19 protein-coding genes are annotated in these 19,565 nt (G+C 68.7%); 9 read left to right on the top strand and 10 right to left on the bottom strand.

Annotated features, from left to right (window positions below; genetic code table 11):
* From D7X55_RS43370 to D7X55_RS16805, 8 genes are all read left to right on the top strand, one after another.
* Positions 1–1,255: hypothetical protein (locus D7X55_RS43370; RefSeq protein WP_158626383.1), on the top strand; the 1,255-nt coding region annotated here is incomplete at its 5' end.
* A gap of 9 nt (positions 1,256–1,264) precedes the next feature.
* Positions 1,265–1,834, top strand: coding sequence for a hypothetical protein (locus D7X55_RS16835; RefSeq protein ID WP_121723583.1), 570 nt, complete (start codon positions 1,265–1,267; stop codon positions 1,832–1,834).
* Positions 1,835–2,059: 225 nt separating this feature from the next.
* A complete protein-coding gene (locus D7X55_RS16830) occupies positions 2,060–2,644 on the top strand; it encodes a HEAT repeat domain-containing protein (protein WP_121723582.1) in 585 nt (194 codons plus the stop codon).
* 238 nt (positions 2,645–2,882) lie between these two features.
* Entirely contained in the window at positions 2,883–3,452 is a 570-nt protein-coding gene (locus D7X55_RS16825; protein WP_121723581.1) for a hypothetical protein, read from the top strand.
* Positions 3,453–3,493: 41 nt separating this feature from the next.
* Entirely contained in the window at positions 3,494–5,116 is a 1,623-nt protein-coding gene (locus D7X55_RS16820) for a DUF4157 domain-containing protein (protein WP_121723580.1), read from the top strand.
* A 5-nt stretch (positions 5,117–5,121) separates the two neighbouring features.
* Entirely contained in the window at positions 5,122–5,940 is an 819-nt protein-coding gene (locus D7X55_RS16815; RefSeq protein ID WP_147470127.1) for a hypothetical protein, read from the top strand.
* Between the two features lie 185 nt (positions 5,941–6,125).
* Entirely contained in the window at positions 6,126–6,899 is a 774-nt protein-coding gene (locus tag D7X55_RS16810; RefSeq protein WP_199746988.1) for a ferredoxin--NADP reductase, read from the top strand.
* 92 nt (positions 6,900–6,991) lie between these two features.
* Positions 6,992–8,167, top strand: a complete 1,176-nt coding sequence (locus tag D7X55_RS16805; RefSeq protein WP_121723578.1) for an erythromycin esterase family protein — start codon at positions 6,992–6,994, stop codon at positions 8,165–8,167.
* Between the two features lie 10 nt (positions 8,168–8,177).
* On the opposite strand, the gene D7X55_RS16800 is transcribed toward D7X55_RS16805, so the two are convergent.
* Both D7X55_RS16800 and D7X55_RS16795 read right to left on the bottom strand, forming a co-directional pair.
* Complete coding sequence (locus D7X55_RS16800) at positions 8,178–9,323, bottom strand: hypothetical protein (RefSeq protein ID WP_120551668.1); 1,146 nt, start codon at positions 9,321–9,323, stop codon at positions 8,178–8,180.
* A gap of 255 nt (positions 9,324–9,578) precedes the next feature.
* On the bottom strand, positions 9,579–10,802 hold the full coding sequence (locus D7X55_RS16795) for a DUF418 domain-containing protein (RefSeq protein WP_121723576.1): 1,224 nt from the start codon (positions 10,800–10,802) through the stop codon (positions 9,579–9,581).
* A gap of 148 nt (positions 10,803–10,950) precedes the next feature.
* Between D7X55_RS16795 and D7X55_RS16790 the strand changes: the two genes are divergently transcribed.
* Entirely contained in the window at positions 10,951–12,177 is a 1,227-nt protein-coding gene (locus D7X55_RS16790) for a GNAT family N-acetyltransferase (protein ID WP_147442916.1), read from the top strand.
* Here the strand turns inward: D7X55_RS16790 and D7X55_RS16785 are convergent.
* The 8 genes from D7X55_RS16785 to D7X55_RS16750 form a co-directional block, all read right to left on the bottom strand.
* Positions 12,120–13,529, bottom strand: a complete 1,410-nt coding sequence (locus D7X55_RS16785) for an acyltransferase (RefSeq protein ID WP_120551665.1) — start codon at positions 13,527–13,529, stop codon at positions 12,120–12,122. The two genes, D7X55_RS16790 and D7X55_RS16785, sit on opposite strands and share 58 nt — an antisense overlap.
* Before the next feature lie 30 nt (positions 13,530–13,559).
* On the bottom strand, positions 13,560–14,189 hold the full coding sequence (locus D7X55_RS16780; RefSeq protein ID WP_121723575.1) for an FMN-binding negative transcriptional regulator: 630 nt from the start codon (positions 14,187–14,189) through the stop codon (positions 13,560–13,562).
* Between the two features lie 24 nt (positions 14,190–14,213).
* Positions 14,214–15,317, bottom strand: a complete 1,104-nt coding sequence (locus D7X55_RS16775) for a GNAT family N-acetyltransferase (protein WP_120551663.1) — start codon at positions 15,315–15,317, stop codon at positions 14,214–14,216.
* Positions 15,295–16,179: an aspartyl/asparaginyl beta-hydroxylase domain-containing protein gene (locus tag D7X55_RS16770; RefSeq protein WP_121723574.1), complete on the bottom strand. Its 885-nt coding sequence runs from the start codon at positions 16,177–16,179 to the stop codon at positions 15,295–15,297. The genes D7X55_RS16775 and D7X55_RS16770 overlap by 23 nt, the downstream gene beginning before the upstream one ends.
* A gap of 13 nt (positions 16,180–16,192) precedes the next feature.
* The gene (locus tag D7X55_RS16765; RefSeq protein WP_121723573.1) at positions 16,193–17,269 is read right to left on the bottom strand and encodes a DUF3419 family protein; all 1,077 of its coding nucleotides are present in this window, start codon (positions 17,267–17,269) and stop codon (positions 16,193–16,195) included.
* Between the two features lie 10 nt (positions 17,270–17,279).
* Complete coding sequence (locus tag D7X55_RS16760; RefSeq protein ID WP_121723572.1) at positions 17,280–18,002, bottom strand: iron-containing redox enzyme family protein; 723 nt, start codon at positions 18,000–18,002, stop codon at positions 17,280–17,282.
* A complete protein-coding gene (locus D7X55_RS16755; RefSeq protein ID WP_158616287.1) occupies positions 17,999–18,733 on the bottom strand; it encodes a GNAT family N-acetyltransferase in 735 nt (244 codons plus the stop codon). The genes D7X55_RS16760 and D7X55_RS16755 overlap by 4 nt, the downstream gene beginning before the upstream one ends.
* Positions 18,734–18,978: 245 nt before the next feature.
* Positions 18,979–19,565: DUF3014 domain-containing protein (locus tag D7X55_RS16750; RefSeq protein WP_121723571.1), on the bottom strand; the 587-nt coding region annotated here is incomplete at its 5' end.

The following is a 19,565-nucleotide window of genomic DNA, read 5'->3' as shown; positions in this document are numbered from 1 at the left end:
GGGCATGCGCGACCGGCTGCGGCAGGCGCGCGAACGCATCCGGCAGTGGCGGCAGCGGCGGAGGCAGCAGCAGCAGCAGACACCCCAGCAACGGTTGGATCGGGCGGTGGCGGCGCTGCGGCCGAGGATCCAGTCCCTGCTGCGCCGGGGCGTGTCACGGTTCCGGCTGCGAGCGCAGTTCGCCATCTGGCGGGCCTGGTATCGGCTCACGCGCCTGTATGTGGAGAGCCCGGGGGCGCGGGAGACGCGCATCATCGCGTTGGTCAACCCGCGCGAGCCGCTCTCGCAGGTGTACCAGACGCCGGGAGGCCGAGAGCTGTTTCAACTCATCCATCGCCTTGGCGAGGAGACGCGGGACTGGATGGGCGTGCAGGAGACGGTGGGCGACATCAATGCGCAGCGTCTGACAGGTGGAGGCGAGCGTGGCAGCCCACTGGTACTGGAGGGCAATCAAATAGGCCTGGGCGCGGTCTGGGATTTGAGGCAGTACCCGCTGCGGCAGGGACAGCCTCAGCACACGTTGCTGGAGACCCTGGGCGCGCCCGTGCGGGAGCAGCAGTCGCCCTTCCGTCCTCCCGGGTTGGGCAACGTTCACATCGACTTCCCGGGAGCAGGCAGCTCGTATGCCGACATCCACCGGGGGTTGGTGAACCTCCAGGCGAGTGCGGGAGTGGGAGATCGGGAGATCGCGGAAGTCCTCCGCCGCCTGTCTCGCGGGGAGCGCATGCCGCCCTGGGTGGGCCGGACTCCGGGCGCGGCGCCGCTGCTGGGCTCGACCTCCCGGCTGCTCCAGCTCGAGTCCGCCCGCTATAGCTCCTCCATCATCCATACGCCCATGCTGCTGGATCTGGTGGCCCACCCTGGCTCGCAGCGGATGGGGCTCCAGGAAGCGTTCGCGAGCATCCCCACGGTGACCCGCATGGATCGTCAGGGCAGACAGGTTCCGGTCGCGGGAGGCGGCGGACTCTTTCCCGCGTCGCAGGTGGGCGCGGGGGCTGGCTACCGCGGCATGCTGGGCGATCTGGCCGATCCTGCCCCACGATTTGCCAGTGGGCTTGCTGCCACCCGGGACCAGCGCAGGCGCCACATGGAGTTCGTCTTCCGGTGGATCCACAGCCGGATGGAGGCCCAACAGATGGACTTCACCAATCGTTTGGAGGTGGAACGCTACATCCGCGAGATGCTGGACCAGCAGTTGCGGCGGAGCATGCAGGCCACCTATGGATCGCACGCCTTCAACCCGCATGCCTTGTGAGGAGCGCGTATGTCCCCGGTCCGTATCGCCCTGAAGGAGCAGGTTTCACGAACGCAGGTGGAGACCTTCACCTGGGATGAGGGCTGGTCGCTGTGGGACTTCAACAAGGGAGGAGGGTTGGAGCCCTTCATGCGGATCTACCACACGATGGGTGACGAGACGGAGGCGTACTACTTCGAGGACCCGATGGTGGACCTCCACTACTTCGTCGTGACGGGGGCGGACGTGGAAGGGACCGCGCAGCTAATCCGCAAAAGGCTGCCCCACTATTCACGGGACGAGGTGCTCCAGCAGGCGAAGGAAGCAAAGGAGCCCCTGGAGCTGGCGCGTGCGGTCCGAATCGCAGGGGTGGCTGCACCGGCGGACCTCGACCCGGACCTCTTCGAACTCCTCCGCGATGCCATGTCGAATCCGGACACGCGGGTGCGGAGCTCGGCGGCTGCTGCGGCGGCGTTCGCGGCGTGGCGGGAGCTCCGTGAGCCACTCGAGCAGCTGGGCTCCGACCCGGAGCCCCGGGTGGCGGAGGTCGCCCAGGTGGTGCTTCGCGGGCTCAAGGAGAAGAATTGGAAGGAGTCGTAGCGAGAGGTACCCACCCAGCGCTTCAGCGGTGTGTGCCCTGAAAAATGCACTTGGGGTCTTCCTCAAGTGCCTGTCGTTGCCGGACGCCAGACTTCAGGGGTTGAGCAGCATCCTGACCAGCTCCTCCTTCGGCAGCTTGTCCAGCTCGACATGAACTTCGGCAACGGGACTCACGCGCATCATGGCGTTGACATTACCCGAACCCCTGGTTCGTGAGGTGTACCCGTGTTCGTGTCTCCGATTCGGCTGGTACTCAAGGATGAGGCATCGCGTGGGAAGGTCACCAACTTCGTTTGGAAGAAGGGGTGGACCCTTCACGACTTCAAACCGGGAAGCGACCAGGAGCCTTACGAGTACATCTGGTATCCCAGGGACCGGAAGAAGACGTTCATCCACTACGTCGAGGACCCATGGGTGGGGGCACGCTATATCGCCCTTATGGGAGAGGACCGCGAGCCGGTCATCGAGCAGATTCGCGCCGCGCTGCCCACCTACGGACGCGAGGAATTCCTCCTGCACCTGAAGGAGGCGAAGTCACCAGAAGAGCTCGCGCGTTGGGTGGACCTCGCCGGGGTTGCCGCCGTGCCCGATACGTTCGACCCGGAGGTGTTCGCCCGGTTTCAGGCTGCGGCTCATCACCCGGACCCGAATGTTCGCGCGGAAGTCACCCGAGCCTCGGTCTTCGCGGCATGGAGGGAGTTCAAGGGGCTGCTGGAGGAGTTGCGGACCCAGGACCCGGAGGAGGAAGTGCGTCGGCGGGCGGACATCGCGCTGCAAGCGCTCATGAGCAACAATTGGCAGGAGGGGTAGCGCCGAATCGGCGACCACGCCGGAGGAGTGTGACCTGGCCGTCCGCCTCCTGGCACTCATTGCACCGCCTGTGTTTGACTCCGCCTTCTTCGAGTTCTTCCGTAAGTGCCTTGAAGAAGCAGCCTCGCGCGAGACCGTGCCGGAGCTTCGCGCCGAGCAACTGGCTCTAATCGAAGACATCCGCAAGTACGGCAAGCGTGGAACCTGAGCCGCCCGGTTCCCGACAAGAGGAGCGCGTATGTCCCCGGTCCGTATCGCCCTGAAGGAGCAGGTTTCACGAACGCAGGTGGAGGTCTTTGCCTGGGATGAGGGCTGGTCGATTTGGGACTTCAACAAGGGAGGAGGGCTGGAGCCCTTCATGCGGATCTATCGCACGATGGATGACCAAACGGAGGCGTACTACTTCGAGGATCCAATGGTGGACCTCCACTACTTCGTCGTGACGGGGGCGGACGTGGAGGGGACCGCGCAGCAAATCCGCAAAAGGCTGCCTCACTATTCACGGGACGAGGTGCTCCAGCAGGCGAAGGAAGCAAAGGAGCCCCTGGAGCTGGCGCGTGCGGTCCGAATCGCAGGGGTGGCTGCACCGGCGGAGCTCGACCCGGACCTCTTCGAACTCCTCCGCGATGCCATGTCGAATCCGGACACGCGGGTGCGGAGCTCTGCGGCCGCGGCGGCGGCGTTCGCGGCGTGGCGGGAGCTCCGTGAGCCACTGGAGCGGCTGAGCGCCGACCCGGAGCCCCGGGTGGCGGAAGTTGCCCAGGTGGTGCTTCGCGGACTCAAGGAGAAGAATTGGAAGGAGTCGTAGCGCGCCGTACCCGCACAGCGCCTCAGTGAAGGGGGACGTCCATGACGTACCGCGGTTTCTGGCACCTGGAACACACGCAGGCGGTCCCGGCCCCACGGCAAGACAACGCACGGGCTTCCCCCCAGCATGAAACGGGCGACAGCCTCTCCACCTCCGCGGGACAACCCCTGCCCGGCGATGTCCGCATCGGCATGGAGGCGCGCTTCGGCCATGACCTCAGCCGTGTCCGCATCCACCACGACGCGGAGTCACGGCGGGCCACGGAGGCGCTGGACGCGGCGGCGTTCACCCGGGGCGCCCACATCTATCTCGGCGCCGGACACGGCGGACCGTACACCCGGCGCGGGATGTCGCTGCTCGCGCACGAGGTCGTCCACACCCTTCAGCAGGGAGGCCGGGAGCCCACCTCGGATCGCCTCGGCGCGCGCGACTCCCCGCATGAGGCGGAGGCGGACCGGCTCGCATCGGCCATCACCGGCCCGGGCCCCTTCTCCCTGCCGCGCGTCCAGGCCTCGGCTCCGGCGGGAATCCAGCGCAAGGACAAGGCGGATGCCTCGGATGCGGTCACGCCAGCGCCCCGCGTGGACATCGTCTTCAAGGACTCCGCGAACCGCTGGCTGGTGACCATCGGCGGCATCCCCGCCGCGGAGGTGTCCGTCGAGAGCAAGCAGACCCAGCTCGAGGTGAAGGTCGAGTTCTCCGGCAGCAGCGCGGTCATCACGGTGCGCCACCATGGCGGAGCCTCGCTCGCGCCCGTCGCGGACGCCGGCGCCTCGCTGTCCTATTCACTGCGCTTCCAGGAGATCGACCTCCGGCAGGGCCCGCCGGACCGCGCGGGCCCCCAGGCCCCGTCCTTCCCGGGGCAGTCCGCCGTGGGCAGCGCGGACCTCGTCCTGGCCCCGGCCAGCGCGCTGCGCTGGCCCGACGAGCCGGTGGGGGAGCTCTCCCTCTCCTCACCCCTGCCTCCCGGCTTCCGGAGCGAGTTCGAGGAGCAGCTGCAAACGAAGCCGGACCTCATCGAGGGCCTCGTGATGGACCCTGAAAACCCAGGGGTCGTCATCGGGTACAAGGTGCGGGCCACCACGGGGCTCACGCGGCTCGTGGACCGGGAGGGCAACGAGGTCTTCCTCCACGAGGTCGGCCTCGAGAAGCCCCTGTTCGACCCCATCGACCTGGTGCCGACCCCCGGGACGGTGGCGAAGGGCGCGGGCGTCGCCAGCAAGCTGGGCTTCAAGCTGCTGGGGGCGAAGACCGCCCAGGCGGGCATCAAGATCCCGCTCGCGGTCATCGCCCGGATGCGCGGGGTGTCCAAGGCCCTGGCCTCGCGCGCGGCCCGCAAGGGGCTGGCGGCGGCCCCCGGGCTGGTGCGCAAGCTCACGAAGGCGGGCCTCGACCATTCCTTCGACCGGCACGCCGCCCAGTGGTTCGGACGCGTCGTCTCGCGCGAAACCCACCTGGGCCTGTGGCGCGAGCTCCTCGAGCGCGCCATGCAGAGCAGCAAGGTGTTTCCGTGGTCCACGGGCGCGTCGAAGACCGTGGCGCACCTCGCCCGCGTTGACGGCAAGTACTTCGTCGTGCAGTTCTTCGAGGAAACCGGCGAGCTGGCCACCGCGTTCGTGCCCAACGCGGCCCAGCTGCGCGAGATGCTCAAGCTGATTCAGTGAGGCCCATGAGTCGCTCCTCGCTCTACCTGGACCCGCCCCATGTCGCCGCCGCGTTCTACCTGGACCGGCTCGCCCCGGAGGCCGCGCTCGGCCGCGTCTGTGCGCACGTGGCGGCGGCGGGCGCGACTCCGACCGGCGCGCTCACGGTGGTCCGGGGGGAGCGCTTCCCCCGCTTCGGGATGATCTCCGACCTCGCGAGCCACCTGGAGGACCGCTCCGTGGAGCTCCGCGGCGGGAAACAGCTGCAGGAGTGGAAGACGCTCGTCGGCGGCGAGGCCCCTGGGGCGAAGGTGCTCCGCGTGGGCTTCGAGGCACCCCAGGTGGGCGGAGTGACGGTCGAGTACCAGCCGGTCCCCGATGACGCGCAGGAGCGGACGCTCCACCCCGTGGCGGTCTTTGTGAGCGGCGCCCTCCTGTCCATGCCCGGTGCGGCCGCGCTCTCGAAGAAGGAGCGGCGGCAGGCCCAGGCGACGGCGCGATTCCTCACGTCGGTCTTCCAAGGGGTCTGTGAGGCGGAGGAGCCGCTCTACGCGGGCATCCTGGTGGAGGCCTCCCTTCCCACCCCGCCGGAGCTGGAGGCGGGCAGCGCACGGCTGGGGACGGAGCTCTTCGTCTCCAGGCGCCTGGAGTCCGCGGCGCCCGGCCTGGAGCGGACGCTGGCCTCCCTCTTCGAGCAGGGCTTCCGGGCGGCGTGGTCCACGGGGTCCTTCCTCTCGGGCTGGGGGGCCCTGAATCCCCAGGGGCTCGGAGTCGAGGCGCCTGCCGCCGTGGGCACCCAGGCGGGGCGTCATCTCGGCCGGGCGTTGTCCCAGCTCGCCCGCTGACCGGCGGGCCAGGGTGCCCGAGGCCGGCGGACCCGCTGGACTCCTGAACCCGCCGATAAGCGCAAGGCTGCCCGCCGGGCTTCTTCCTCTGGTACGGAGGGGGGAATGTGTCGCACAACGTTACCCGTTAACCGGCGCGTTCGGGTGGTCTAGAACGCCGCCGGCCCTCTTCTGGAGCAACAACCGTGAGCAGTCTCATGAAGGAGTCCGTGCTGCGCGTGCACCACTGGACTGACACCCTCTTCAGCTTTGTCACCACGCGTGACCCGGGTTTCCGTTTCGCCAGCGGCCAGTTCACGATGATCGGCCTGGAGGTCGAGGCCCGCCCGCTGCTGCGCGCCTACAGCATGGTGAGCGCGCACTATGACGACCACCTCGAGTTCCTGAGCATCAAGGTGCCCGGTGGGCCGTTGACCTCCCGGCTGCAGCACCTCAAGGAGGGCGACAGCATCCTGGTCAGCAAGAAGGCGACCGGAACGCTGGTCCTCAAGCACCTGCTGCCCGGCAAGAACCTCTACATGCTCAGCACGGGCACGGGCCTGGCGCCGTTCCTGAGCCTGGTGAAGGACCCGGAGATGTACGAGCAGTTCGACCGGGTCATCCTCACGCACACCTGCCGGCGGGCGGAAGAGCTGGCCTACCACGACCTCTTCATCCACGAGCTGCCCCACAACGAGTTCTTCGGGGAGCTGGTGAAGCAGAAGCTCACGTACTACCCGAGCGTCACGCGCGAGGACTTCCGCAACACCGGCCGCATCACCGACCTCATCCAGAGCGAGAAGCTGTTCAAGGACGTGGGCCTGCCGCCGCTGAACCCGGAGACCGACCGCGTGATGCTCTGTGGCAGCCCCGGCATGCTCTCGGACCTCACGACCATGCTGGAGGAGCGCGGCTTCCGCGAGGGCACCCCCGGAGAGGCCGGCCACTACGTCACCGAGAAGGCCTTCGCGGAGCGCTGAACGGTCTCCGCCCAGTCCGGCGGGGAGACCTCCTCGATGGCGACGGAGATGGAGCCTTCGGCGCTGCCGAGGGCGTCCATGGAGTGCCGCGGATGAGATACCTGCTGCTTCTGCTCTCCTTGCTTGCGAGCTGCGCCTCGTCACCCAGGAGTGAGGCGCCGCCGCCCTCCGATACCGACCGGATCGTCCGGGAACTCTGCGACAAGCGGATGGCGCTGCTGGGGGAGGAGTCCCACCATGGCAGTGCCAGGACCGTGGCCTTCAAGGCGGAGCTGACCCGCAGGCTGGTGGAGGAATGCCAGTACGATGCCTTCTTCATCGAGACAGGCACCTATGACTTCCTCCATCTCCAGTCGCTGCTGAAGGCGGGCCAGCCCGTCAGTGACGACATGCTCGCGACTGCCATTGGCGGGATGTGGGCCAGTCCGGAGATGGCACCCCTCATTCCCTTCCTGGCCGGGCGGTGGCGGGCGGGGACCCTCGCCGTCGGTGGGATTGATGATCAGATCAACGGGGGCAGGTGGGTGACGAAGGAGCTGGTGCGTGAGCTCGCCCCTCGGCGGGAGGAGTGCAGGGCGGAGCTCGATCGGCACATGGCCTGGGGCTACGACGAAGCCCATCCGTACGATGCGGCGACCGCGAAGGTCCTCCTGGGCTGCGCGCAGGAGCTGGAGTCGACGCTCACCCAGGCTGAATCAGTGCAGATGGCTCGCAACCTGGTGCGGACCTTCACCCGCGCGGCCGCCGCGTTGACCCTCAAGGAGGAGCAGCCCGGTGCTCCCCGGAGCTGGAACGAAGACAACGCGCGTGAGCGCTCCATGTTCATGAACCTGGAATGGCTCCTGTCCCAGTCCCCCCAGCCCAGGAAAGCCATTGTCTGGCTTGCCACCCTTCATGCCTCGAAGGGCATGTCGGCCCTGGATCCGGACGGCCGGCAGCGGATTCCCTTCGGCTCCTTCGTGCGTGAGCGGTTCGGGGACCAGTCCTTCGTGCTGGGGTTCTCCGCCAGCTCCGGGAGCTATTCCATCGGCGCCAGTCCCCAGACGTTTGCCCTGGCACCCGCGACGCCGGAGTCACTGGAGGGCCAGGCGTTCCTGAACCACTCCGCGGACACCCGGTATCTGGATGGGCGCCAGCTTCGTGAGCTGGGGCCCAGCCTGGCGCGTCCCTTGATCTACACGTCCTGGATGAAGGTCCCCTGGGCGACGGTCATGGATGGGCTGTTGATCGTCCGGGAGGAAGCCCCCTCGCGCCCGGTGGCCCGCTGACGGCGATGCGTCAGTGCAGGCTCTTGCCAAGCTCCAGCAACACCTCCACGAAGCGCCGGTCGGCGAGGAGCAGCGGCACCATGGGCGCCATGGCCGCGGCGATGACGGCCAGCGCCGCCCGGATGTCCACCGGGAACCAGCGCATGCGGCGTGCGGCGACGAAGGACGAGCCCAGGTCCGTGAGCGAGGAGAAGTCCTCCGCGCTCAGCGGGTCCAGTCCCTCCGGCAGCTTCCGGTGGAACCACCGCTCTTCGAAGCGCTGCGAATGCCAGGCCGCCACCGCCGAGTAGTGATGGTCCCCCTTTCGCTTCGCCATCAGTAGCTGACGGAAGAAGGACATCAGCGGGGCGAAGATGACGGCCATGCAGAGGAGCGCGAAGGTGAACAGGTGAAGGGCGTAGTCGGTGATGTCCGTGGTGGAGGCGTGCGACAGGCGGTGCGTGGTGATCGTGGCGGACACCGCGAGGACGATCAGTGAGAAGCTGGCCTGGACGGTCCCGAGGAAGCCCAGACCGCCCGCTGCATCCGGATGCGTGGGCACGAGGGTGAGCGGCAGCCGGGAGACCTTGAACAGGAACCTGGCCCACAGGACTCCCCGCCACAGCCAGCGCAGGAGCAAGAACCGGAGGATCGGCATGCTCACCGCGAGGTACCACCACCCGGCCAGGGTGAGCGGGCCCTGGGGCTGCGCATGGAGCCAGGCTGGACGGCTCGTCACGTGGGGCACGTCCAGCAAGGACACGGCGATGGAAGCGGCCAGGAGCCCGGCCTCGATGATGGCACTTCGCCGCATCGGCACCACGTCTCTGGCAATGCGCTCGTAGGTGGCCAGGTCCTTCGGAGCAATCAGCTCCGAGACGACGAACTGGCGCACGGCCGCCTTCTCGTTCAGGTCGATGTAGCGCTCGCACGCGACGAGCAGCGGCAGGGACACCAGGAACGCGACCTGGGTCCCCACGTCGTGCAGGAAGGCGCGTGTCATCCCGAGCCCTCCACCCAGGAGGGACAGGACGAGGAGCGGAAGCCAGGCCACCAGGGTCAGGACGAGGATGCGCGCGGGCCGCGACGTCTGGCGATGACGGGCGCGGCGAAGCTTCTGCCCGAGCAGGGTGCCCTGGACCAGCGAGAAGTCGAGCAATGAGGCGGGGACGTCCATGACCGCATCAAAGCTGTGCCGTGGGAACCGTCCCTGCCAGGGCGTGCAACCGTGCATAGGTTTCCACCCTGAATCGCATGCAACGGAGGAGCGCCATGGGCAAAGGCAGCGGAGGACAAGGGAAGGGCGGCAAAGGAGCAAGCGGAGGCAAGGCTGGCGGCGGCAGCGCCCGGCCACCTCCGCCCCCCAATGCACCGAGCAAGACGGGAAGGCCGTCCGGTGGCGGCCGGGGGAACCACCCTCCCAAGAAATGAATCAGCGCAGGGGTTGAAGGCGGCCGTAGGTGAGCGACCGCCACAGCCACTCCGCGGGACCGAAGCGGAAGTGTTTCAACCAGGCATGGCTGAGCAGCACCTGCACCGCGAAGAGGCCCAGCGCGATGGCGACACCGTGTGACGGCGGCACGCGGCCGATGAGCCCCAGGCCCCAGCCGTTGTAGAGGCACAGGCTCAGCACCGTCTGCATCAGGTAGTTCGTCAGCGCCATGCGGCCCACGGGGGCGAACACCGTCATGGCCCGGCGCCAGCGCTCGCGCTGGAAGAGCAGCGCGAAGCCGGCCAGGTACGCGGCGCCCAGAAGCACGTAGCCCAGGTCCTGGAACGCCATCAGGAGGAAGAGGCCCGCGTGGTTCATGGGCTCCAGTCCCTGGGCTCTCAGCTGGAATGCCAGGAGCCCCCCGGCATTGAGCAGGGCTCCCATGCCCAGCCCCCACCCCAGCATCCGGCGGAGCAGGGGACGGTGGCGCTCCACGTCCTGCAACAACCGGTGACGCCCCGCCAGCAAACCCAGCAGGAAGCGTCCGAGGATCAGCGCGAGCCAGATGAGCACCCGGGGCGTGCTGAACCACGTCTCCCAGACGTAGCGGGCGTTTCCCGCCTGCGCCGTCCAGACCGAGTCACTGGAGAGCGCCGCGAGCAGGTCCGCCCGCAGCGCCAGCTCATGGGCCTTCGCGGCCTCCGCCGCGGCTCCCGGCCCCCAATGCTGGAGCGCGAGGACGAGGGGCGGCACCAAGCCCAGCAGGAGCACAACCCAACTCCACAACGCCCGGTCCGACCTCCCGGCGAAGAGCACCAGCACGAAGCCCGCCAATGCATACAGGTGGAGGATGTCTCCCATCCAGAGCGCCAGCAGGTGCACGGCTCCAAAGCACAGCAGCACTCCCATGCGCCGCAGGTGGACGGGGACGTGCGAGGCGCCTCGGGCTTCCGCTCGCGACAGCTGGAGGGAGAAGCCCAGCCCGAAGAGGAAGCCGAAGAGGTTGAGGAACTTGTGCGCCACGAAGAACAGGAAGAGGGCGCCGGCCCCCAACTCCAGGAGCGGCGAGCCCAGGGCCTGGAGCCGTTCTGGCGGCAGCAGGTTCCGGCCGCTGAACCAGAGGAAGGTGTTGGAGATGAAGACGCCACACAGCGCGAAGCCGCGCAGGGCATCCACCAGGGCGACTCGCTCTTGAGACGACACGGGCTGGGATGACTGAAACATGGGGGACGGTCATCCTGAATCACGCCCCTGACATCACCGCCGGATCGTGGTTGGTTTTCGTGACAGTCCTTCCGCGACCCGTCGCGGCCTTCCCGCGCCTGGGGGCCGCAAGGCACTGTTCCGCCTCCGATGTCCGCGGAGGAATGACATGCGTGGTAGCAGTGCCGAGCACGACACTGGTGGGGTGACGGTCCGGGAGGCGGGAGAAGCATTCTGGCGGGACGGCGGTGCGCGTGATTGGGATTGCTGGGTCCCTGAAGGCCACTTCAATCTCAGCCAGCGCTTCCTCAAGTGCGCCCAGCACATCCAGATTGAAGGCTTCCACCAGGTGCCCATCGTGCTGAGCGACCGGCGCGGTCAGCCGGTGGGCGTCGCCGCCACCTATCGCAACACCATCGATGGGGCGGACCTGGGCAATCAACGCATCCAGCAGGCCGTCCACCTGGTGCGAGGCGCGGCGCCTCGCTTCCTGAAGTACGGCGTCATCGAGGTGGGCAACCCCGCGGGCGTGGGGTTCCCCGTGCGCTCCTCGCTCACCAGCGCCGAAGCCATCACCACCGTGGCGCGCTGGGCGCAGGCGGAGGCGGAGCGCCAGCGCGCGTCGCTGGTCGTCATCCGGGACATCGAGACGGCGGCCGCGCCCGGGGCGGTGGAGGTGCTCCGCCGGATGGGCTTCGTGCCCTCGCCGCTCCCCGCGGCGTACGTCGCGCCGGTGCCGTTCGCGTCATTCAATGACTACAAGGCCCACATGCGTGCCCGCTACCGCGCGCGCCTGGCGGGCTGCATGAAGGAGACGGCTTCGCTTCGCGTGGAGGTCGTGGAGCAGTTCGCGCAGCTGGCCCCGGAGCTGACGGTGCTGTGGCGGACCCTCTACGAGCGCGCCACCCAGTACCGGCGCCTGGTCCTCACCGAGGGCTTCTTTGCCTCGGCCAGCGACATGCCGGAGGCGAAGGTGATGCTGCTGCGCCGGCCGGATGACAGCATCGCCGGGTTCGGGCTGCTGTTCCTCGACGGACCCATGCTCCGCTTCTCCTGCACCGGCTTCTCCCGCGAGGCGGCCCTGCAGGAGGGTGTCTACTTCCGGCTGCTGTACGAGGTCGTCCGCTACGCCATCGAGCACGGCTGCAAGGCGGTCAACATGGGGATGACCACGGCGGGGCCGAAGATGAGCGTCGGCGCGCAGCCGGTCCATGTGTCGGCGTGGATCTGGCACCGGTCCGCCCTGCAGCGTCAGGGATTGGGCTGGCTCACCCAGAACCTGATGAAGCCTCCGCCTCCCGTGGAGCGGAACGTCTTCCGCGAGGACGTGCCCCTGTTTCAGGACCCGGCGCTGGCGGAAGCGCCGGTGTCCAGGCGGATGGCCTCCTCGACGTGAGGCCAGTCTCCCAGGTGCCTCGCCAGCACCTGGAAGTGCTCCCGGCGGACGGCCACCCGCACCACCTGCTTCATCCGGCCGCCCTCCATCCGGGGCAGGACCGTGCTGTGGAAGGCCGGCAGCAGCAGCCACTTGTTGAGCTGCGAGCTTCGCAGCAGCGCGACGAACGCCGCGTCGTCGAAGCGCACGCGCGCCAGCTCCTGGCTGGTCCAGTTGGAGGAATAGACGCGGTCTCTTCCCAGCAACCAGTGGTGATACACGCTGCCGGCGCTCGTGTTGCGCCTCCAGTAGTCCGCCCAACGCAGGTCGCCCCGCAGCTGCTCCCGGCCATAGGCGGACACCACGGCGCGGTTGCGCATGGCCAGCTCGGTGACGCTCGAATTCCACAGGTCCGCGCGCTTCAGCACCGCGGACGCGTTGCCCAGGCAGTTGGCCACCGACCCGTGCGGGGCTCCCAGCAGCTCGCGCACGTCGATGGGGAAGTACAGCCCCACGTCCGGAGACGCGCGTGGGTCGCGGGTGCACTCGCCGAAGAACTTCAGCAGCGTCGCGTTGACCACGTCGTTGGTGGACACCTTCGTCCCGGCGGCCTGTGCCCGGGCCTTGATGGCGTCGACGCCGTCCTCGTCCAGGAAGAGGCAGACGGGCACGGCATCCGTCACGGCCTGCTTCAGGTAGCGCGCGATGCCCAGCGCCGCCTTCGCGCGTGAGATGTGGACGATGCCGTGGCGGCCTTCCCTGGACGGCCGGGCTCCCGCTTCCGGGGCCCCTTCGAGGTTCCGCCAGATGTCGCGCCGGCCGAACACCGGCGGCGCTCCGGGCTCGTGGCCGGGGTGGCTGTAGGCGTCCGACACCGCTCGGAGGAAGTCGTAGATGCCGTGCAGGTCCGTCAGCGCGTGGTTCCAGCTCAGGGCCACCACGGAGGCGTCGCGGAAGTGCGTGAGCTTCAGGTGCAACAGCGGGCGGCGCCCGTCGTGGACCGGTGGCTTCCCGGGGGCCAGCCTGGAGACGAAGTCCCCCGAGTAGAGGACCCGCCGGTCGCCCGTGGGGAAGGGCGCGTCCACGTCCTCGAGGTCCAGCCCCACGGCGCTCATGCCCTCACGGACGCCGGGGCGGGGCGGGTGGTGGCAGAGGACGAGCACCGCGTCGTCCTGCTGCCTCAAGGTGCCGTGGAAGAACGGGTAGCGGATGAGCGTTTGCCGGAGCGCCTGAGAGAAGCGCTCCGTGTCGAGCCTGCCGCTGAAGACCGCCGCGAAGCTCACGAACATGTCCTTCAGCGCGACGTCCACGGCGCTCAGCGCCCACGTCCGCTGGAGCGGTTCGGAAGGGGTGAGGACGCGCTGCCTTGCCATGTGCGGGGGCCTCCGGAGCCCGGGACTGCGTCAGGGTTTCGCGCGCGACCGCTCGCGCATCAGCTCGAGCAGGGCCAGCGATTCGCCGCCCTGGACCGTCAGCGCTTCCATGATTCCCGCCTGGTCCTCCGCGGAGCGGTTCTGGCCCAGCTTGAACTTGCCCTGCAGCTCGTCGATGGGCAGCTCGAAGCCGACGATGTGCTCCAGCAGCTGCGCGCGCGCCTCTTCGGGTGGGTAGGCCTCGTTGCCGGGGGCGCCCAGGGTGGGCTCGTACGTCGCAATCGTCAGGTCGATGAGCTTCGACAGCTCCGCCCGCGATTCGATGAGGCGTGGCTTCCCGCGCGCGTGCACCACCGCGTAGTTCCAGGTGGGCACCGAGGGCCGGGCCTTGTACCAGGTGGGCGAGATGTAGGAGTGGGGGCCGTGGAAGACGCAGAGGACCGGCCGCTCGCCGTCGAAGTCCTTCCAGTGCGGATTGGCGCGCGCCAGGTGTCCCAGCAGCGTGCCCTTGTCTCCCCGGTCCGGCGCCAGCATCAGCGGCAGGTGCGTGACGTTGAGCTCCGCGCCGTGCGAGATGACCGTGGCGAAGCTGTGCTGCTTCATGAAGGCGTGCAGCGTGGAGAGGTCCGACTCCTGGAAGCTTCGGGGCGTGTAGAGCATGCGGTCCTCGACGGAAGGTCGCGGTCAGATGCTCAGGGCGGTGAAGACCCTGGGACCGACCTCGTTGTAGATGCGCCGGAGCAGCGACCAGGACAGCCTTGCACGCCAGGGGAGGTGAGAGAAGCAGAGCAGTTCGTACTCGGTGAGCGGCGTGGCGCCGCGCTTCTGCTTGAACTGCCCGGAGCCGGAGCTCAGGTTGAGCGGCAGGCCGCGCTCCTCCGCGAGCTGCATCAGGTGGCTCATGCCGGCCCGGTACAGGCCGTGCTTTCGCGACAGCACCGGGTCGTGCCCCACCACGGAGCCAATCAGCTCGCCGCCCGCGACGAAGCAGGTGACGAAGTAGGCAAGGCGGCCGTCCACCTCGATGCCGTAGACCTCCAGCAGCCCCTGCCGGAACACCTCCTGGAACCAGGCCTCCGTGAAGAAGGCGTTATGGTCGGAGTACTTGTCGATGTAGAGCGCCCGGTACAGCTCGCGCAGCCGGTCGATGACGCCAGGGTCGGCGGCGGTGAGCCTGCGCAGGTTCGCGCGGTGCTGGTTCAGCAGGTTGCGGTCCTGCCGGAACTCCCGGGGCGGCTTCTTCCCCGGTTCGTGCCGCCACACGTACATCTGCCGGTTGAAGATGGCTGGTAGCTCCGTGCTGGCCATTTCCGCCGTGGCCCGCTTGAAGACGAGGGCGTGCTGGGGAAAGCGCTCCTTCAGTGCCCGCGTCAGCCGCTCCAGCTGCTCCGGGGTGAAGCGCAGCGCCGGCCCCGTGGCCAGCATCCAGTGATTGACGTAGACGACCCGGTCCAGGTCCCTGGAGCGGATGACGGCCCGCACGGCGCGGATGAACGCGAGGAGCGCCCGCCGTGTGCCGGGGTCCTTCACGGAGCGCACGAAGTCCTCCGCGTAGGTGATGTAGTTGATGAACGGTGACGTCAGGTAGCAGTCGCTGTCCGCCCCGTCGTTGACGATGAGTGGCGTCACCTCGCCGTCCACCTCCGCCAGCAGGACGCGGTGGCGGGTGTTCCCGATGAAGGGCCCGGTGCCCCGCTCGACGTAGTGGCCGACGAGCTTCGACGCCAGCCGCGCGCTGTCGCTGGCGTCTCCCGCCTCCCCGCGCTCAATGAGCCTGACCGGAGCCATGGCGCACGTCGAATGAGTACACCGGGGTCGTGCCCACGGTGAGCGTCACATCCCGCACCGCCTCGCCACGGAACGTGTAGCGCAGGCGTGCCTCCGGCCCCATGCCCAGCAGGTCCACCGTGTCCTCCGACACGGGCACGGCCTTCAACATGGGCTGCTCGTTGACGAAGATGCACAGCTCGTTGTCCACCATGCGCATGCCGCCCCGCGCCTCGGACGTCAGCGGCGCCAGTCCAGTGCCGGGGAGGCTGAAGCCCTGGGGCAGGGTGAAGTCGAAGGCGAAGCGCTCGATGACGCGCGGGTCCAGCTCCGCTTCCTGTGTCTCGCTCCCCATCGCCTGGAGCGACGGCGGCACCTGTTGGGGCGGGAAGAGGTGGAGGAGCGCGTCGTCCGCCGTCACGTCCAGCACCAGGTGGATGCGGGCGATGCCGCTCTTGTTGACCCCGTGGTGCGGCAGCGAGAAGTCGCCGTACCAGAACTCCCCCGCGCCCCAGACGCACCGCTGGCCGCCCACGTAGAACTCCACGTCGGGGTGGGTGACGACGGGGATGTGGAGCCGGACGATGCGCTTGGACAGGAACGCGTCCTGGTGCTCGCGGATGACGCCTCCGGGCTCCAGGCGCAGCAGCCGCGCCAGGCGCAGCTTCAGGCCCAGGCCGGCGAGCAGGTCTCGCAGGTAGGGGGCCGCATCCAGCACCGGTGAGGCGCCGGACGTGGCGGAGTGCAGACAGATGGAGGTCCACCCCTGGTGGCCTTCGCCTGGATAGCCCGCGGGCAGCGCTTCCACCTGGCGCCGGACGGCGTGGTAGGCCGCCTCCAGCGCCTGGGCGTCGAACGTCTTCGTCAGCTTCACGGCATGCATGCGACGGCGCTCCTCAAGAACGTCGTTGGTAGAAGTTGATCTTCCAGAGCTGGGTGCGCTCCCCGGCGATGGAATCCGCGTAGCGGCCGGACACGTCCTCGTAGCCCTGGACCTCCGGGGCGGCGACGCGCAGGTGTCCCCGCGTGACGACGAGGGCGTCCGGGGTGAGGCCCGGCTTCATCGCGTTGAGGAAGTCGCGCTCCAGGTCCGGCGGGAGGAAGGACGGCACGTCGGACAGCGACACGAAGTCCACGTCCCGCTGGGCCTGGACGTGCTGGAGGATGTCGCCCTTGACGTATTCGATGTCCGCGTCGCGCGCGGCCCGCTGCGCCGCCAGGTAGACGTCGGCGTCGCACTCGATGGGGTAGCCCTCCGGGTAGCGGAGCTCTCCGAAGAAGACGAGCTGCAGGAAGAAGCTGGAGCGCACCGGCAGCGTGCGGAAGAGCCGGTCGAAGAGGTCCCAGTAGATGCGGAACGCGCTCTCCGGCCGGTTCTTCTTCGGGAAGTCTCCCCGGTAGAGCAGCGAGTTGAGCACCGCCGAGTTCCCCATCAGGAGGAGCACCAGCCGCCACGCCCCCTTGGGAAACCCCGAGTCCAGGTACGCGCGCTGCCCCGCGACGTCCGGCTGGTCGAACATCCTCCGTCCGCGCTGGCCGGTGAACAGCCCGACGACGCGCGACAGCGTGCGCAGCATCCCCTCGAAGCGGCCCAGGTAGACGATACGCTCGCCGGCCTCCACCGCCTGCCACACGGGCTCCAGGGCCTTCCTCGCGGCTCCGGAGAGGGGCAGGGTGGCCAGGAGCTCCAGGCGGCGCTGGGTGGACATGTCCTCGTAGCCCAGCAGGCCCAGGTACTCCGTGTGGTTCAGCCGCCTCAGCGCGGCGATGCGCAGCTCGGTGAGCGCGAGCTGCGTGTCGGAGATGTCCACGCACGTCACCTTCCGGGGCGCGCGGGCGAGCAGCGGCACCACGCGCCCTCCGCTGCCGGCCACGGCCACCACGTGCCGGGCGTCCGCCGGGAGGGCGTGCAGCTCGACGCGGGAGTCCTCGTCGCCGAGCGAATAGTTCAGGTGGCGGAAGTAGGCGCCCATGGCGGAAGGCTCACAGCGCCTTGAGGAAGGCGGCCCGGTCGCTGCGTCCGTCGACGAGCTGGGCGTAGGCGTCCGCCACCTCGTCCATCATCTTCCAGGTCAGCCGCAGGCTCGTCTCCATCACCTGCGCCACGTCCTCCCAGTCCTCGGGCGTCTTGCACTTCTTGGCGATCATCTCGTCCACCGCCTGCGAGTGCTCCGCGTCGATGTCCGAGTGCGCGACGAAGAAGGTCATCTGCGCGGGCGTGAGCCCCAGCGACTTCTGGACCTTGCCCAACAGCGGCCGGATGTAGTCGTAACAGCTCTCCGCCCAGAAGCTGTACCCCAGGCGCTGCAAGGGATTGCCCTGGTAGGAGACCCAGTACAGGTACGCGATGAGGACGTCCGTGGCGGGCAGCGCGCGCGGGATGGGGAAGCCGGGCTGAAGGCCCATGCTGGCCACGTCGTGCAGGGCCATCTGCTCGTGGCCGACCTCCTCCTCCGCGTGGTTGAAACAGAACTTCTGGTAGTGCCGGTCGTCGTCGCAGCGCACGCCCACCAGCGCCTGGTTGCGGGCGTTGTGCCGGGTGTAGTGATACGTCTCAATGAGATACAGCGCGTAGAGCGCCTTCGTGACCTCACCCTGCTGGATGGTGCGCACGAAGCGGGACTGGGAAAGCAACTCGTCCCAGACCTGCGAGCGGCGGTGTTTCAGGGCCTCCAGGCCGGAGACCGTCTGCGTCGTGTCAGTCATGTCTGTTCCACCTCGACCAAGCGGGAGTAGGCGTCCGGTGAGTCATTCATCCGGAGGCGGGTGAGCCGTTCGGACATCCGGGTGCTGGCGGCGATGAGCTGCGGCCAGGTGCCACCCATCAGCGTGTAGGGCTGCGGACCGCGCATGGGCACGCGGTGCTGTTCCTCGGAGGCCGCGGCCAGCCCGTAGCGCTCGAAGACGGTGCGCGCGGCGCGGCGGCACAGGCCGGCGATGCCGACGTAGCCCTCCGTCATCGCCCAGGTGCAGGCGGCGATGAGCAGGCGCGGCGTGACGGAGGGGCTGCGCGCTTCCGGGTCCACGACCAGGCGGCTGAACTCCGCGTAGCCCTGGAACCGGGGCGCCTCCGCCTCCAGGGACGGGGCGAGCGCCTGGAACTCGAAGGGGGCGGGGGTAATCCGCAGGCTGCCCAAGAGCTGGCCGTCGCGGCTCGCGTGGAAGTGCGCGCTGCGCTCGTCCAGCTCCAGCCGCCAGTCGAGCTGAAGCTGCTCGGGGCTCAGCAGATAGCTCAGCCGCGCGCGGTACTGGGCGTCGCGGAACTGCCGCACGCGCTGGACCTCGGCGGGGTCCGTCGCGTGGAAGAAGGGGCCTGCCATCACCACGGGCGGCTGGCCGGCGCCGAGCCCGGCCATCCGCGTCTCCAGGACGCCCATCGCCGCGAGACGGGAGGCAAGCTCCGGGTCGCGGGACACGCCCCCACCTGTATCAGCCACGGACTTCCCCCTCTGGCTTCGCGATGCTGTCGCCAGCGGCGGGCGCCGGCGCAAAGGCATACGTGTTCAAGGAATCGAGATGTCTCTCGTCACGGACGCGAAAGCGGCTCGCGTCCTGCCAGTGAACAGTCGCCTAGAACAGCACGTCGCGTAAAGCGCGCCAGGGGTAGCCATCCGAAGGGCCCTGGAGCCCCCCTTGCGAGTAGAGCGGGGCTCCACCCAAAGCAAGACACCGCACGTCTGGACTACGGCTGGCGGGCCTGCCCCTGCGACGGCAGGCCCAGCGCCGCCGACAGTTCGGTGAGCTTCGCCTGCACCTTGCGCATGTTCACCGGACCCATGCGCAGCAGGTGCTTCTCCGCGGCGCCCAGCGCCTCCAGCTCCGGATCCACATAGACGTAGAGCGCGCCCTTCGCGGTGAGCTCCGGGGACGTCTTGGGGATGGGGACGCGCGTGAGCCGCCCGATGGCCTGCGACAGGGTCGCCTCCAGGCTCCGGCCCGGCGGGGCCAGCTCCGCGTGGGCGGCGTCCAGCAGCGGCTTGAGCTCCTGATACACCTGCCCCACGGCCTTCGCGTCCAGCGAGACGATGACGCGGGTCACCCCGTCGTATCGGGTATGGCTTTCCGCCGAGCCCACCGTGCGGCCCTGACGTTTCGTCACGCGGAAGGCCCCGGCCGGCGCCATGAAGGACAGGGGCATGCGCGGGCTCTGGCCTTCGGCGATCAGGTTCACGGACGCGGCGAAGCGGCGGGCCAGGTCCTCGGAGTCCAGCCAGCGCGCGAAGTCCGCGTCACTGGAGAGTCCCTTCAGCAGGTCCCTCACGCGAGGGT

The sequence above is a fragment of the Corallococcus sp. AB049A genome, from assembly GCF_003668885.1.
Taxonomy (GTDB): Bacteria; Myxococcota; Myxococcia; order Myxococcales; family Myxococcaceae; genus Corallococcus; species Corallococcus interemptor.
Note: the sequence above shows the minus strand (reverse complement) of the source record. Positions and strands in the feature narration are given on the sequence as shown.

Excerpts from the sequence above, each read along its gene's own strand:
- D7X55_RS16800 (WP_120551668.1), bottom strand. The coding sequence starts at position 9,323 with ATGGACGTCCCCGCCTCATTGCTCGACTTCTCGCTGGTCCAGGGCACC.
- D7X55_RS16790 (WP_147442916.1), top strand. The coding sequence starts at position 10,951 with ATGCGTGGTAGCAGTGCCGAGCACGACACTGGTGGGGTGACGGTCCGG.
- D7X55_RS16770 (WP_121723574.1), bottom strand. The coding sequence starts at position 16,179 with ATGCATGCCGTGAAGCTGACGAAGACGTTCGACGCCCAGGCGCTGGAG.
- D7X55_RS16775 (WP_120551663.1), bottom strand. The coding sequence starts at position 15,317 with ATGGCTCCGGTCAGGCTCATTGAGCGCGGGGAGGCGGGAGACGCCAGC.
- D7X55_RS16825 (WP_121723581.1), top strand. The coding sequence starts at position 2,883 with ATGTCCCCGGTCCGTATCGCCCTGAAGGAGCAGGTTTCACGAACGCAG.
- D7X55_RS16795 (WP_121723576.1), bottom strand. The coding sequence starts at position 10,802 with ATGTTTCAGTCATCCCAGCCCGTGTCGTCTCAAGAGCGAGTCGCCCTG.
- D7X55_RS16820 (WP_121723580.1), top strand. The coding sequence starts at position 3,494 with ATGACGTACCGCGGTTTCTGGCACCTGGAACACACGCAGGCGGTCCCG.
- D7X55_RS16780 (WP_121723575.1), bottom strand. The coding sequence starts at position 14,189 with ATGCTCTACACGCCCCGAAGCTTCCAGGAGTCGGACCTCTCCACGCTG.
- D7X55_RS16765 (WP_121723573.1), bottom strand. The coding sequence starts at position 17,269 with ATGGGCGCCTACTTCCGCCACCTGAACTATTCGCTCGGCGACGAGGAC.
- D7X55_RS16785 (WP_120551665.1), bottom strand. The coding sequence starts at position 13,529 with ATGGCAAGGCAGCGCGTCCTCACCCCTTCCGAACCGCTCCAGCGGACG.
- D7X55_RS16760 (WP_121723572.1), bottom strand. The coding sequence starts at position 18,002 with ATGACTGACACGACGCAGACGGTCTCCGGCCTGGAGGCCCTGAAACAC.
- D7X55_RS16805 (WP_121723578.1), top strand. The coding sequence starts at position 6,992 with ATGAGATACCTGCTGCTTCTGCTCTCCTTGCTTGCGAGCTGCGCCTCG.
- D7X55_RS16815 (WP_147470127.1), top strand. The coding sequence starts at position 5,122 with ATGAGTCGCTCCTCGCTCTACCTGGACCCGCCCCATGTCGCCGCCGCG.
- D7X55_RS16835 (WP_121723583.1), top strand. The coding sequence starts at position 1,265 with ATGTCCCCGGTCCGTATCGCCCTGAAGGAGCAGGTTTCACGAACGCAG.